The organism is Aureivirga sp. CE67 (genome assembly GCF_015767245.1).
Taxonomy (GTDB): domain Bacteria; phylum Bacteroidota; class Bacteroidia; order Flavobacteriales; family Flavobacteriaceae; genus Aureivirga.
On record NZ_JADOTV010000014.1, the window covers coordinates 52,038 to 65,279 of the forward strand.

At 22.3% G+C, this 13,242-nt stretch carries 18 protein-coding genes; all 18 read right to left on the reverse strand.

Annotated elements, in window-relative coordinates:
• Positions 1-2: 2 nt before the first annotated feature.
• The 18 genes from I0K12_RS15215 to I0K12_RS15300 all read right to left on the reverse strand — a co-directional run bounded on the left by I0K12_RS15215 (position 3) and on the right by I0K12_RS15300 (position 13,238).
• Positions 3-1,058 carry a leucine-rich repeat protein gene (locus I0K12_RS15215; protein ID WP_196888996.1) on the reverse strand — a complete coding sequence of 352 codons (1,056 nt, stop codon included), beginning with the start codon at positions 1,056-1,058 and terminating at the stop codon, positions 3-5.
• Positions 1,051-1,572, reverse strand: coding sequence for a leucine-rich repeat protein (locus I0K12_RS15220; RefSeq protein ID WP_196888997.1), 522 nt, complete (start codon positions 1,570-1,572; stop codon positions 1,051-1,053). Before I0K12_RS15220 ends, I0K12_RS15215 begins: the two co-directional genes overlap by 8 nt.
• Positions 1,556-2,611 (reverse strand): hypothetical protein, encoded by a 1,056-nt coding sequence (locus tag I0K12_RS15225; protein ID WP_196888998.1) that lies wholly within the window; start codon positions 2,609-2,611, stop codon positions 1,556-1,558. The genes I0K12_RS15220 and I0K12_RS15225 overlap by 17 nt, the downstream gene beginning before the upstream one ends.
• 160 nt (positions 2,612-2,771) lie before the next feature.
• On the reverse strand, positions 2,772-3,101 hold the full coding sequence (locus tag I0K12_RS15230) for a leucine-rich repeat domain-containing protein (RefSeq protein ID WP_196888999.1): 330 nt from the start codon (positions 3,099-3,101) through the stop codon (positions 2,772-2,774).
• A 1-nt stretch (position 3,102) separates the two neighbouring features.
• Positions 3,103-3,420: a hypothetical protein gene (locus I0K12_RS15235; protein WP_196889000.1), complete on the reverse strand. Its 318-nt coding sequence runs from the start codon at positions 3,418-3,420 to the stop codon at positions 3,103-3,105.
• A 17-nt stretch (positions 3,421-3,437) separates the two neighbouring features.
• A complete protein-coding gene (locus tag I0K12_RS15240; protein ID WP_196889001.1) occupies positions 3,438-3,821 on the reverse strand; it encodes a hypothetical protein in 384 nt (127 codons plus the stop codon).
• Positions 3,822-3,889: 68 nt separating this feature from the next.
• On the reverse strand, positions 3,890-4,141 hold the full coding sequence (locus tag I0K12_RS15245; protein ID WP_196889002.1) for a hypothetical protein: 252 nt from the start codon (positions 4,139-4,141) through the stop codon (positions 3,890-3,892).
• Between the two features lie 27 nt (positions 4,142-4,168).
• Positions 4,169-4,969 carry a hypothetical protein gene (locus I0K12_RS15250; protein ID WP_196889003.1) on the reverse strand — a complete coding sequence of 267 codons (801 nt, stop codon included), beginning with the start codon at positions 4,967-4,969 and terminating at the stop codon, positions 4,169-4,171.
• A gap of 17 nt (positions 4,970-4,986) precedes the next feature.
• Positions 4,987-5,976: a hypothetical protein gene (locus tag I0K12_RS15255; protein ID WP_196889004.1), complete on the reverse strand. Its 990-nt coding sequence runs from the start codon at positions 5,974-5,976 to the stop codon at positions 4,987-4,989.
• An 8-nt stretch (positions 5,977-5,984) separates the two neighbouring features.
• On the reverse strand, positions 5,985-6,236 hold the full coding sequence (locus I0K12_RS15260) for a hypothetical protein (protein WP_196889005.1): 252 nt from the start codon (positions 6,234-6,236) through the stop codon (positions 5,985-5,987).
• Between the two features lie 73 nt (positions 6,237-6,309).
• On the reverse strand, positions 6,310-7,068 hold the full coding sequence (locus tag I0K12_RS22170; RefSeq protein ID WP_196889006.1) for a leucine-rich repeat domain-containing protein: 759 nt from the start codon (positions 7,066-7,068) through the stop codon (positions 6,310-6,312).
• 6 nt (positions 7,069-7,074) lie between these two features.
• Positions 7,075-7,776 carry a hypothetical protein gene (locus I0K12_RS15270; protein ID WP_196889007.1) on the reverse strand — a complete coding sequence of 234 codons (702 nt, stop codon included), beginning with the start codon at positions 7,774-7,776 and terminating at the stop codon, positions 7,075-7,077.
• A 12-nt stretch (positions 7,777-7,788) separates the two neighbouring features.
• Positions 7,789-9,069, reverse strand: a complete 1,281-nt coding sequence (locus I0K12_RS15275) for a leucine-rich repeat domain-containing protein (protein ID WP_196889008.1) — start codon at positions 9,067-9,069, stop codon at positions 7,789-7,791.
• Entirely contained in the window at positions 9,070-10,323 is a 1,254-nt protein-coding gene (locus I0K12_RS15280) for a leucine-rich repeat domain-containing protein (RefSeq protein ID WP_196889009.1), read from the reverse strand.
• A 7-nt stretch (positions 10,324-10,330) separates the two neighbouring features.
• Positions 10,331-11,113, reverse strand: coding sequence for a leucine-rich repeat domain-containing protein (locus tag I0K12_RS15285; RefSeq protein WP_196889010.1), 783 nt, complete (start codon positions 11,111-11,113; stop codon positions 10,331-10,333).
• Between the two features lies 1 nt (position 11,114).
• A complete protein-coding gene (locus I0K12_RS15290) occupies positions 11,115-11,843 on the reverse strand; it encodes a leucine-rich repeat domain-containing protein (RefSeq protein WP_196889011.1) in 729 nt (242 codons plus the stop codon).
• Positions 11,830-12,561, reverse strand: coding sequence for a leucine-rich repeat domain-containing protein (locus tag I0K12_RS15295; protein ID WP_196889012.1), 732 nt, complete (start codon positions 12,559-12,561; stop codon positions 11,830-11,832). Before I0K12_RS15295 ends, I0K12_RS15290 begins: the two co-directional genes overlap by 14 nt.
• On the reverse strand, positions 12,558-13,238 hold the full coding sequence (locus I0K12_RS15300) for a leucine-rich repeat domain-containing protein (RefSeq protein ID WP_196889013.1): 681 nt from the start codon (positions 13,236-13,238) through the stop codon (positions 12,558-12,560). The genes I0K12_RS15295 and I0K12_RS15300 overlap by 4 nt, the downstream gene beginning before the upstream one ends.
• Between the last annotated feature and the right edge of the window lie 4 nt (positions 13,239-13,242).

Here is a 13,242-nt window from a genome sequence, read left to right on the forward strand (position 1 = left end):
TTTTAATCATTTATAATTCTAAAATCAAAAACAGGTATTTCATCTCTCATGGAAATTAGATTATCTTTAATGAAAAGAATTCTAAATTTTTGACAATACTCTTTTATATTTATGATTTGACTTATTTTATTTTGCTCTAGACTTAACATTTCTAAATTTTGTAATTTTTCTAAACCTTCAATTTTTTCAATATGATTATAAGCAATATTTAAATCTTTTAAATTATGTAAACTTGATAAATTTTCAATCTTATTTATTTCATTAAGATGTAAATCTAATTCAGTTAAGTCTTTTAGAGAATCTAAATTTTCGATTCTATCAATTTCATTGGAATCTAAATGTAGTTTGCTTAAATTCGGAAAATTTAAATTCTCAATTTTACTAATTGAATTTGATGTTAAATACAGTATTTGTAAGTTCTGGAGAGATTCTAAACTTTCAATCTTTTTTATTTCATTATGTTTAAATTCTAATTCCTCAAGTTTTTCAGGAAATTTTATATTTTTTAAACTTTCAATACAATTCTCACCAATTTCTAAACTTTTTAATTCCCTTAAAAATTCTATGTTTTCAATTTTCTTAAAAGAATTCGTAGTTAAATAAAGATTTTCTAATCTTGTTAAAAAATTTAGATTTTCTAATTTCTCAATTTTGTTAGAACCTAAATTTAGAGTTTTTAAATTTTTACAATATTCTAGGTTTTTAATCTTTTGAAGCTTATTACAGGAAAGATCTAAATATTCTAAATCAACTAGTTTTTCTAAATTTTCCATCTTCAAAATAGAATTTCCCATTAATGAAAATTCATTTAGTTTTTTTAAATGATTTACGTTCTCAATTTTTTCTATTTGATTATAACTTAAATCTAATTTTTTTAAATTTTTACAATGTTCTAGATTTTCTATTTTTTTGATTTTATTACATGAAAGCTTTAAAATTTCTAATTTTTTAAATTTCTCAATTCCTTTCATAGAATCAAGTTCTTCAAAAGATAAATCTAACTCTGTTACAGAATAATCTTTAATATTTAAATCATTTATTATTTTTATTTTAATCATCAAAAATAATTTGAAATGAATCCTTTATATTTTCTATATATTTTGGAATAGGGTTTCCTGTAACAATTAAAAACTCTAGATTATCTAATTCATTTACATTTTCAATTTTTTCAATTTTATTATGTTCTAAGTTCAAAGTATTAAGCATTGAAAGATAATTCAAGTTTTCAATTTTACTAATTTTATTCTCTGATAAATCCAAATATTCTAAATTTAAAAGCGTCGAAATATTCTTAATTTTATTTATTTTATTACCACTCAGATCTAATATTTTCAATTTGGTTAAATTCTGAATGTTTTCAATATATTCTATACAATTAAAATCTAGTTCTAATTCTTGTATATTTTTTAACTCTTCTAAACCTTCAATCTTTCGAATATTATTTCCTCCTAAATATAAAAATTCTACATCCTTAAATTTTTCAATTCCTTGCATAGAATCTAATTTCTTACCTGATAAATCAAGTTTTTTTAAGAAGTAATCTTTAATATTTAAATCATTTATTGTATTCATTTTTGTCAATACATTTTTTAGAGCCATTCTTTTCAAAATTCTTACACCATTTATTTAAATCAATGATATATGCGGATTTATTAAAGATTTTTTGAATCTCTCTTAAAGCAATTTCTGCTTCTGTTTTAGTTTGAAATTTCTCAATTACTGTATAAAACCTGTTATGTTTTTTATAAATCTCAAATTTTCTAAAATCTAAATTGTATTTATAATTAAAGCCTATAATTTTTTCTGCTCGTTTGATTTCATATTTAGCTGATTCCATATTTTTATCACTTCCAACAACAATACTCCAGCGATTTGACGTTTCATTATAATTCTTAATTATTCTTTGATTTTGAATTGACTGTAGAAGTAATTTTTCTGTTGAATAGCTCAATTTGTTTCTTTTATAATAAGGGAAATCTTGCTCAATTTTTTTTATCAATAAAGAATCATTTATAGTAAATGAAATCAAATTATTTTTTGACCAAATAGATAATATTACATTATTTTCAGATTTTATGATAGCATTTTTTCCAGTAAAAGAATCACTCCAATTTTGACTAAGAACATCTTTTTTTCCGTCTTTATTGAAATCCAAAATCCAACTTTCCATTCCACCAAAACTGCCTTCATAACTATAAGAATAAGATAATTTCAAATCATTTGTAAATTGCTTTTTTTCAATATCAAAAACTAAATAATGAATGTGATGTTCTAAACCACCATCATTAAATTCTCTTATAATAAAAGCTTGAAGATTTCCTGAAATATAAAAAGTAAAATTTGCATAATATTTTGAATTATAAATATCCGAATCAATTGATTTTAAAACGGATTTAAAAAGAGGATAATAAGAAGTATCTATTTGAATTCCTTTAAATGGATATAAACTTGTTGAGTTAAAATTTCCTGGATGTCTATCAAATGAATAAATATGTAATTCTTCAAACTCAATCTCTTGAAACAAAGAATTAAATTTCTCTATTTTAGTTTTTTGACTAAAAATATTCTGACTAAAAATAAGAAAGATTATAAAACTCCGAACATTTTTCATAAATCTTTGATTTCAATATTCATAGGATTACCACCAAATGAAATATTTAATTTTCTTTTAGTTGAAGTGAGATTATTTGTAAGATTGATTCGGTAAATTTGGTTGAATCGTATAATAAGTCTGACTAAATTAGTTAAAGTTTCGATTTTCTCTAAAACTTTTATTTGATTAGTTGAAGGTTTTTTAAATTTACTAATCCTTTCAGATTTTCTATTTTTCGAATTTGATTATGACTTAAATCTAGAAGTTCTAAGTTTGACAATTTATCAATATCACTAATTTTTAAAAATTGATTTTCTGCTAAATAAAGTTCTCTTAAATTAATTAGTTTATCTAAATTTTTAATTTGTTTAATATTATTATTAGATAAATTTAATCTTTCCAATTTGGTAAAATTTTCAATTCCCTCCATAGAATCAAGATTTCTATTATACAAGTCAAGCTCTTTCATTGAAAAATCTTCGAAATTTAAATCTTTAATTGTTTTCATCTTATTCTAATCCTCCATCATAGGATACATGCAATTCAAATTTATTTTCAAGCAATTTTTTACAGATTGTATCAATATCTTTTTCTAATTGATTGGACCATTTTCCAAAACCAGAAATATTTAAAGGTAATGTCGAATAAGCTTTTAAATTAGATGTTTTCTCATAATTTACCATCATTTCTCCATCATCATATAAATATTCAGATTTCAAATATTCTACAAGATTATTTAATAATTTTTGCTTTAAAATATTGTTCTTTTTTTCTTGAAGGTATTTTATTTCTGATACTTCAATCATTAATGAAATTTCTACTGACATATTTTTAGTTTTAATAATTACCTATATAAATCTGGATTATAAACATGTGCAATTGGTTCAGAATTTATGACATACCAATCTATAATTCTAAATAAAATTCTATCATAAAGATCATCTTCAGTATATGGATATTCAAAATTTGATAATACTTTGATATCTGATTGAATTTGTTTCAATTGAAACTTATCAAACCCTTCAAAATTCATCAAAAAATCTCGTAAATACTTAATTAAAATTTCAAAACCTTCACCCCAATTTACATTTCCATTCCCTTGAGCTTCATATCTAAGCTTTTCAATTACTCTTATTAATTCTCCTTGAACTGTTTCAGATTGTCCAGATTTTGGGACATATGTTTTCCAGATAAATTTTGCTTTGTCTAAATATTCCTTTTCAGTCATTTTCAACATCTTTATTAAGCAAATTTCATCAAATAATCATAAATTTCATCACCCAAAAATGATGATTTTCAGTTTTTTTCCATTCTATCAAAACTCCAAAAATCAAAAGATCTTTTTCCAATTCTTCCTTTAGTTTTATCTCTAGGGTTTATTTCAATTATTATTTCGTTCCCAATTACCAATTCATTCCAATAAACCAATCTTGATTTTCCTGATGCAGTTACTATAATTTCAGATTCTATTTCTTCTACATATACCAAAAAAATTCCTGAGCCATAATCTTGTGTGATTTTTCCTTTTAAAAGATTTACTTTTTTCATAAACTTTATTTAAGATAAAAATCCATTTTAAATATTTTTAACAACAGTTGTATCTCTAAAATTCAAACCTGTAATATTTTTTTCTTGAAAACTTTCAAATAATTTCATAGAACAAAAAACATCTCCCCTTGAACCTACTTCCCAAAAAGAAAATAAATCCAAATTATTTTCTTTTAAAAATATTTCTTTTAGTTCTATAGAAGCTGTGATGTCATTTTCAGCAATTAATTCTTCTAATTTTAAATCATAATCTTCTACAGATTCAATTTTCACAATTTTTCTAGATTCAAAACCTAAAAGTTCATTTTGGGTAAAGAAAAAGGATTTTTTAAAATCTACATATTTATCCGCATAATTTTGAAATTTCAGGTATTTATAATTTTCATATTTTTTATTTCTATGAATTAAAGTAATTGGATATAATCTAAATTTTCCGATATTAAATTTCTCTAAAACGGAAATTGCTCGTTCACTAACTAAAAATCCTGATTCATTAAGATTATATAATTTAATAACATCTTTTAAATCTTCATCAGAATGTACAATCAATTCTCCTAAATCAATCTCTTCATTTGGTAAATTATTATTAAACATATCACACAACATATCCATATAAGGAACAAATTTCTCTTGATTTTGTTCTCTGTAAAATTGATTATGAATTTTCAATAAATTTTTACTTTTTACTGGATTATGTGATTCAACAAAAAATGTATTATTTTTAGCTGAAGTGAAATCAACTTTTTTAAAATCCTCAGAAATTTCAGCATCTAAATAAATTTTATTTCCCTCAATTTCCCATTGATTTACCATGTCATCTAAAGTCATATCTTTTTTTATTTAAATTACTCCAAAGGCCTATTTATCGGTTTTATAAAAAACTTTTTATCATTCCAATCTGTAAAAGGAATTTTCTTTAATGGAAAAAAGAATTCATGAGTTCCTTGCTCAAAATTTATTTCAATATTGTATTTTGAACTTATTGAATTCCATCCATTCCATCGAAAATCATAATACTTTTCCTCAAAATTTCCTAAAAAAACAGTATCAACCCATAATTCAGCATAAGGAAACCATGTTGGAATTCGTTTATACTTTTGAGCAGAAATAGTTATAAAACCTTTTACATCATCAATGCTTTTTTCTTCAATTTTCAAAAAATTTACAAACTCTACTTGAACTGGTTTTGTTAATATTTCAAATACTTCCTGAAATTTAGTTTTAGAAATATCTAATTTTCTTAAAATTTCCAAAGCTTCATACGAAAAACAAGAATAATGACAGAGAGCAAAACAGCTATTATAAATTACATCTGCTAAAGACTCATGATAATTCGGATTTAGTACAATTTCTTTATACGTTTCTATTTTAGATTTCCATGGAATTGAAGCTGTATAAGCAATAAGTTTTTTTCTGAATTTTTCTGGAATCTTTTCATAAATTTTAGGTAAAATCCAATATCCATCTTCAGTACATTCAAAATAATCAACACCTAAAATATACCAAATTGAATCTACAACTTTTGGATTATCTGAATTAATCATATTTACCAATTCTGAACTAAACCAATCAAGAGCATATTCTAAAAAAATAGAATTATTTTTCACTAATAAAACTTTTAAATCTTTCCATTCAAATCTAATTTCCATTTGAGAACCATAATTTGGTTCAGACTCATATAAATACCTAATCTTTTCGTTTAAATATTCACAACATTCTTTAATTTGAGATACTAAAGAATCTTCTTCAAGATTTACATTTTGAAAAAAACTGATGAATTTAGTCCAATCATTATGATAAGATTTATCGAAATTATATAATTTATTATCTTCCAATTTTACAACTAAATACTTTTATTAAATTCTACTTTCCACCTCTTATATCTCTCTAAAAGTAACTCCTGTCCTTCTTCAGAAATTAAAAAATCAGGAAATTGCTCCTTAATTTCTTCCATATCTTTATCAGAAATATAAAAATGATCAAATGATTTGATACAAAATTCAACATATGAAGGCTGAGTTTCTAATACTTCTTTTAGTATTTTATTTTTAAAACTTCCAAATGTGAAAATTGTATATAAGTTGTAGAATTTCATAATTAGTACTTTTTTAATTTTCACAAATATGCTTTAATAAAGAGTTTTTTAATTCACCCTTTTAAGGTGAAAATCAATATAGATTTATATCTCTATTTTTCATTATTTTTTCTACAATTTCCTTATTCATAAAATAATATTGAAAAAAAGCTAAAGAAGCCCAATTTCCTCTTAAAAGAATTGTATCAAGAGTTATAGGATATCTAAAATCAGTTAAATAAGTAATTTCATTATGACTTAAATCTAAATGATACAATAAATGAATCTTTCTAATATTTTCAATTTTCTCAATTTTATTATGGCTTAAATGTAAAAATTGAAGACAATAAGAATCTTCTAAGTTTTCAATTTTTGAGATATTATTATTTGATAAATATAAGCTTTCAATACATTGTTTTTGCTTGTCTAAATTCTTTATTTTCGAAATTTTATTAAAAGACAAATTAATGTATTTCAAAAAACAAGCATTTTCTAGATTCTCTATTTCAATAATAGAATTATGAGATAAATCAAGATACTCTAGATAAACTAATGAATCAAGAAAATCTATTTTTGGAATTTGATTTTCTGAACATTTAAGACTATTCAATTCTTCGAATTTCTCAATACCTTTTAAAGAACTTATTTTGTTTCTAGAAACATTCAATTCAACTAATTTTGAAACATTTAAACAATCTAAAAGCTCAAAGTTTTTAAGCTGATTATCTGAAACATCTAATTTTTCTAAATTTTGAAACTTCTCAATTCCTTTAAGAGAATCTAGTTGTTTTCCAGAAAGATTTAATTCAATTACAGAATAATCTTTCAAATTTAAATCATCAATAGTTTTCACTTTGATTTATTTTTTACAGTATTCTATCATTAAAATATTCTCCAATTCCATTTCATCCAACCTTCTATTCAAAAATTGTTTTGTAGTATTCATAATTACTTCATAAGCACATTGAAATTCACTTAAAGATTCTTCTTCATTATTAATTCTTTTTAAAGAATAATATTCTCTTGAACAGTAATATGTTTTGTGTAAAATGCCAATTTTTTTACCATAATTCACTTCTCTTCCCTTTTCAATATGTTTAATTTTAGAAAAGGAATAGTATTCTTGTTCTGCCATTAATAAAGAACCTACTTCTTCACATAAATCAAAATTTCCTTTAATTTGATTTCTCTTGTGTCTAATCCTTTCACCATTTTTAAAAAAAGAATAATTAAAAACTGTTCCAACACTATTTAAGTAAACACAAAAAATATTACAATCATCAAAAGTTTTACAAAGTTTAGATGTTTTATTATGTTTTTTCTCAAACTTCCCAATATCTTTAACCTCCCAATTAATATGAAGAGGAATTTCAAAATGAGTAATAATTGTTGAATTACCATAATTTCCAATATAAATTGAATTATTTTTTGGATTTAAAGATAATTCAAGGCTTGTATTACTTCCTTTTATGTATGACTTATAATATTTTCTAACGAATTCTATTTTTGCATCTTCATCTAATTTTTTATCAATTAGAATCATTGATATGTTCCAGCTCATAATTACTTATTATTAATAAAATTCATCTTTAACAATATCTCCATATAACCCAATTTTATATGATAATAATACTTTTTCATAACTATTAATTATTGGAGTTGATCCTAAATTCAATACAATTAAATCTATATTTGTCAAACAAGAAATATCCTCAAAATATTCTATATTATTTCCATATAAATACAAATATTTCAATTTTGACAACTTTTCAAATCCTTCTAATGAAGAAATGGAATTCCAGCTAAGATTTAATGTAGTCAGCTGATTATTCAGTCTCAGTAAACTTACATTTTCTATAAAATTTTGGTCTAAATTTAAAGTCTGAAGTTCTTTAAGCAAATGTAAATTTTCGACACTTGAAATTTTGTTGTCCGACAAACTCAAATGAGTTAATTTTTTTAGATTGTTCAAACCTTCAATTTTAAAAATTTCATTTTCATCTAAAGCTAATTCTTTTAAACTAGTCAAAGTTTCTAAATTTTTAATTTGACGAATTTTATTTCGACTTAAAAGCAAAACTTCAATAGATAGTAAATTTAAATTCTCAATTTTTTCAATTTTATTATTACTTAATTCTAAATAATTGAGATGTAAAAGTGATTGAAGATTTTCTATAAACCTAATTTGATTATTTGATAGATCCAACCATTCTAATTTTTCTAATAATTCTAATCGGTATATTTTTGAAATATGATTATTAGATAAGTATAATGTATGTAAATTTTTAAGTCGCTCTAAACGTTCTATTTTTTTAATTTGATTAAATTCTAAATTAAGAACTCTTAAGTTTAATAAAAATCCTACATATTTAATTTTTTCAATTTTATTATTACTTAATTCTAAATTCTCCAGAAACTCTAGAGATTCTAAACCTTCTAATGCAGCTATCTTATTTCCTGATAAACACAGTTCTTTTAGTTGAATTAATGAATTTAAATTTTCAATTTTCTCAATTTGATTGAATCCTAAATTCAAATTTTCGACATGAATCAAATTTCCAATATTTTCTATTTTTGAAATTTTGTTCGCTCGAAGATTTATCTCTTTCAATTTCTTTAAATTATCTAAATTCTGAATTGACGTAATTTGATTATTCTCTAAATTCAAAAACTCGAGATCATCTAATAAATCCAAACCTTGAATTTTCTTGATACAATTTCCTGATAAATTTAGTTTTCGAAGATTTATAAATTTTTCAATTCCTTTCATAGAAGTTATTGGAATTTCTTCACAGGATAAATCCAACTCTGTAACAGAATAATCTGTAAGTTTTAAATCATTTATTGTCTTCATTTATATTATATGCTCATGATGAATCTTAAAATTATATTGTTTATTTTCAACTGAATCATCTATTGGATTTCCGCCTAAATAAAGATGTTCTAGATACTCTAGATGTTCTAAATTCCCCATTTTTGAAATATTATTATTCTCAAGATTTAAAGAAAATAAATTTGAAACAAATTCTAAATTTTCAATATTCGTTATTTTATTACTTTCTAATTCAATATATTGTAAACTTTCCAAACTTTCTAAATTCTCTATTTTAGAAATTTTATTCTGATTTAGAATTAACCAAAGTAAATTTATATTCTTTAAAGGAGCTATTTCTTGAATTTCATTTTTGGATAAATCTAATTCTTCTAATTGAAATAGTTTTTCAATATTTTTAATTTCTTGAATTCGATTACCAGAAAGTCGCAACCATTTCAATTTTTCTAAAGTATTTAAATTATCCAACTTAGAAATTTTATTATCCCCTAAACATAAGTATTTTAGATTTCCCAAAGAATCTAATCCTTCTATTTTAGTTATTTCATTTCTTGATAAATCCAATAGTTGAAGATTTACAAGATGTTCTAAATTTTCAATTTTAGTTATCCAATTTGCAGAACATTTTAAATATTTTAAAGAAATCAAATTCTCTAAAAAATCTAGCTTTTGAATATTACAAGCTCCAATATTCAATTCTTCTAACATTGTTAAATTCTTGATTCCTTCAAAAGAACTAATATTCCTATTATCAGAAATTGTAAACGTTTCAAGATATTTCATCTTACATAATCCTGAAATTTTTGAAATATTATTTTTTTCTAAATTCAAATATTTTAAATGAATTTGACACTCAAGATTCTCAATATTCACAATAAAATTAAATCCTAAATTTAAATTCTTTAATTGCTGTAACCTTTCAAGATTTTCAATTTTTGAAATTTTATTCCTTCCAAGATCTAATTTTTCTAGATAAACCAACGAATCTAAATTCTCTATTTTTTCAATTTTATTAGATGATAAATCTAGTTTTTGAAGATTTGTTACACCTTGATACCCTCCAATCTCTTCAATATTATTATTTTCTAATTCTAATTCTTCAAGATTATTTAAATTCTCAAGTCCAGATATTTTTTTAATATTATTTCCTCTTAAATATAAAATTTCTAATTTTTCAAATTTCTCAATCCCATCCATCAAATCAATCTCTTGATAAGACAAATCTAATTCTGTTACAGAATAATCTGAAAGATTTAAATCATTTATTGTTTTCATTTATTTTTTAGTAATGTATATTAAAATCATATTTTTTATTTTCTTCTGAATTATCTATAGGATTTCCTTCCAAATAAAGATATTCTAGATTTACAAGATGCTCTAAATTTCCAACTTTTGAAATATTATTATTTTTAAGATTCATAGAGTATAAATTAGAAACAGATTCTAAATTTTCAATTTTATTTATACAATTTTTAAAACAACTTAAAAATTCTATAGAAGTCAAATTCACTAAAAAATCTAGGTTTTGAATATTACAAGAATTAATATGTAATATTTCTAAGTCAATATTGTCTTTTAAATTTTCAAGAGAATCAATATTCCTATTTCCTGAAATATCAAGAGATTGAAGGTTTTTCATTTTTTCTAAACCTTTGATTTTAGAAATTTTATTTTTTCCTATATTCAAATGATTTAAATAAATTTGATTCTCCAAATTTTCTAGATTCTCAATATTATTATATTCAAAGAACAAATTTTTTAACTTCTTTAAATTATCAAGATTCTCAATTTTAGAAATTCTATTATGTCTAAGATCTAATTTTTCCAAATGAATCAGCGAATCCAAGTTTTCATTTTTTGTAATTTGATTAGATGATAGATTTAAAATTCTAAGTTTCGTTAAATTCTCAAGACCAGTTATTTTCTTTATTCCATTCTCCTCTAAACATAAAATTTCTAATTGTTCAAACTTTTCAATTCCATCCATTAATTCAATTCCTTGAAATGCCAAATCCAATTCCCTTACAGAATAATCTGTAAGGTTTAAATCATTAATTGTTTTCATTTTAAAAGAAAAAATTATAATGTATTTTTAAAAATTTATTTCCCTTATACTTATTAACAACAGGATTATATGCGATATAGATATTCGTTAATTCTCCTTTTTCAAATTCACTTATATTTTCAATTTTTGTAATTTGATTGATTTCTAAATTAAGCGTTATTAACTGCTCATTTTTATTCAAATTTTCAATTTTTGAAATAGAATTATTTCCTAAATCTAATTCTTCTAATTGTTCATTTTTCTCTAGATTTTGAATTTTTAAAATAGAATTCCCTCTTAAATGTAAAGACTCTAATGCTAGCAAAGTATCTAAATTTTCTATTTTCTTAATTTTATTATATTCTAAATAAAGAAGAAGTAAATTAGTAATATTTTCTAATCCAGATATTTTAGTTATTTCATTTTCATTCAAGTTTAAATAAACTAGTTCTTTCAATGAGTTTAAACAATCTATCCTCTTGATTTGATTATTATCTAACCATAACCAAGCTAAACTTTTCAAATTATCCAAATTCTTTATTTCTTTGATTTTATTATTAGATAAATTCAAATAATATAAATCCTTTAGCTCATCTAAAAATTCTATTTCTTGAATTTGATTATTTGAAACATTTAGATCTATTAAATCTTTAAACTTTTCGATACCTTTTAACGAGTTTAGCTGTTTTCCTGATATATCTAATATTGTTACAGAATAATCCGTAAGATTTAAATCATTAACTGTTTTCATTATTATTTTTGATTTTCAACTGAAATATTTCATCGTGTTTTGAAGCAAAATTCTTATCTCTAAACATTTCATCTGAATATCTATCATAGAAAATTGTGTAATCAAAAAAAGATAAGTTTCTTAATTCCATTTCAGCAAATTGACTTATGTTCAATTCTTTTATTTCATAATCTAAAAACAAATGAAGTCTTTCGAAATTTTTTAATTCTGACAACTTTTTAATTCCTTCTAAATTGTATTCATTTAGTTCAATTTCATTTTTACTTAAATCCAATATCTTCAATTCTGGAAGACATATTTTTTCAATTTCTGAAATTTTATTATTCTGTAAATTAAATATTTCAATAGGCAAATAATCCAAATCAAGATTTAGAGCTTCATCAATTTCATTAAAAGATAAATCTAAATTTCGCAAACAATAAAGCTCTTCTAATCCTTCTATTTTTTGAATTTTATTATAAGACAAAACCAAAACATTCAAATTATTTAAAGAGCTTAAACTTGAAATTTCGCTAATCTCATTATGAATTAAATTCAATTCTTGAAGATCTACTAAAGATTCTAATCCTTGTATTCTATTGATTTTATTCCCTTCTAACTTTAAGCTTATTAATTTTTCAAACTTTTCAATACCATCCATTAAATCAATCTCTTGATAAGATAAATCCAATTCTGTAACAGAATAATCTGTAAGATTCAAATCATTAATTGTTTTCATCTCCATTCATCTTTAAATCTATTTAATATTACCACACTATACTTTACTTTAGAATAATCAATTTCTACAGTTCCAGGATTCTCCCAAATATCAATTCTTCTAAATCCTTTCTTTATTTTCAAAGAAGAAAAATCTTGAATTTTATTATTAGATATGTCTATATGTATAATATTTTTAAAAGTTAAAAAATCATCGAAATCAAATTCTTGAATATTATTATACGCTAAAGATAAATCCCGAATTTGTTTTAAATTATTGATATTTTCAATTACAGAAATCGAATTACCAGAAAGATTCAAATAACTAATTTTGTTCTTAAAATCTAAATTTTCAATTATTATTATTTGATTGGATTTTAAGATCAAAGACTCTAATTTTTTTAGATTTTGAAGGTTTTCAATTTTTTGAATTTTATTTTTAGTTAAATCCAAATACTTTAATCTTCGTAGATCACATAAATTTTCAATTTTTTCAATTTCATTATTTCTCAAATCCAATTTTTCAAGTTTAGAAAGTTGCTCTAAACCTTCTATTCTTTTGATTTTATTATCAAATAAATACAAGCTTCTTAAGCTTCTAAACTTTTCAATTCCCTTCATAGAGTCTAATTCTTGAGAAGATAAATAAAGTGTTTTGACTGAAAAATCTGTTAGATTTAAATCATCAATTGTTTTCATTTTT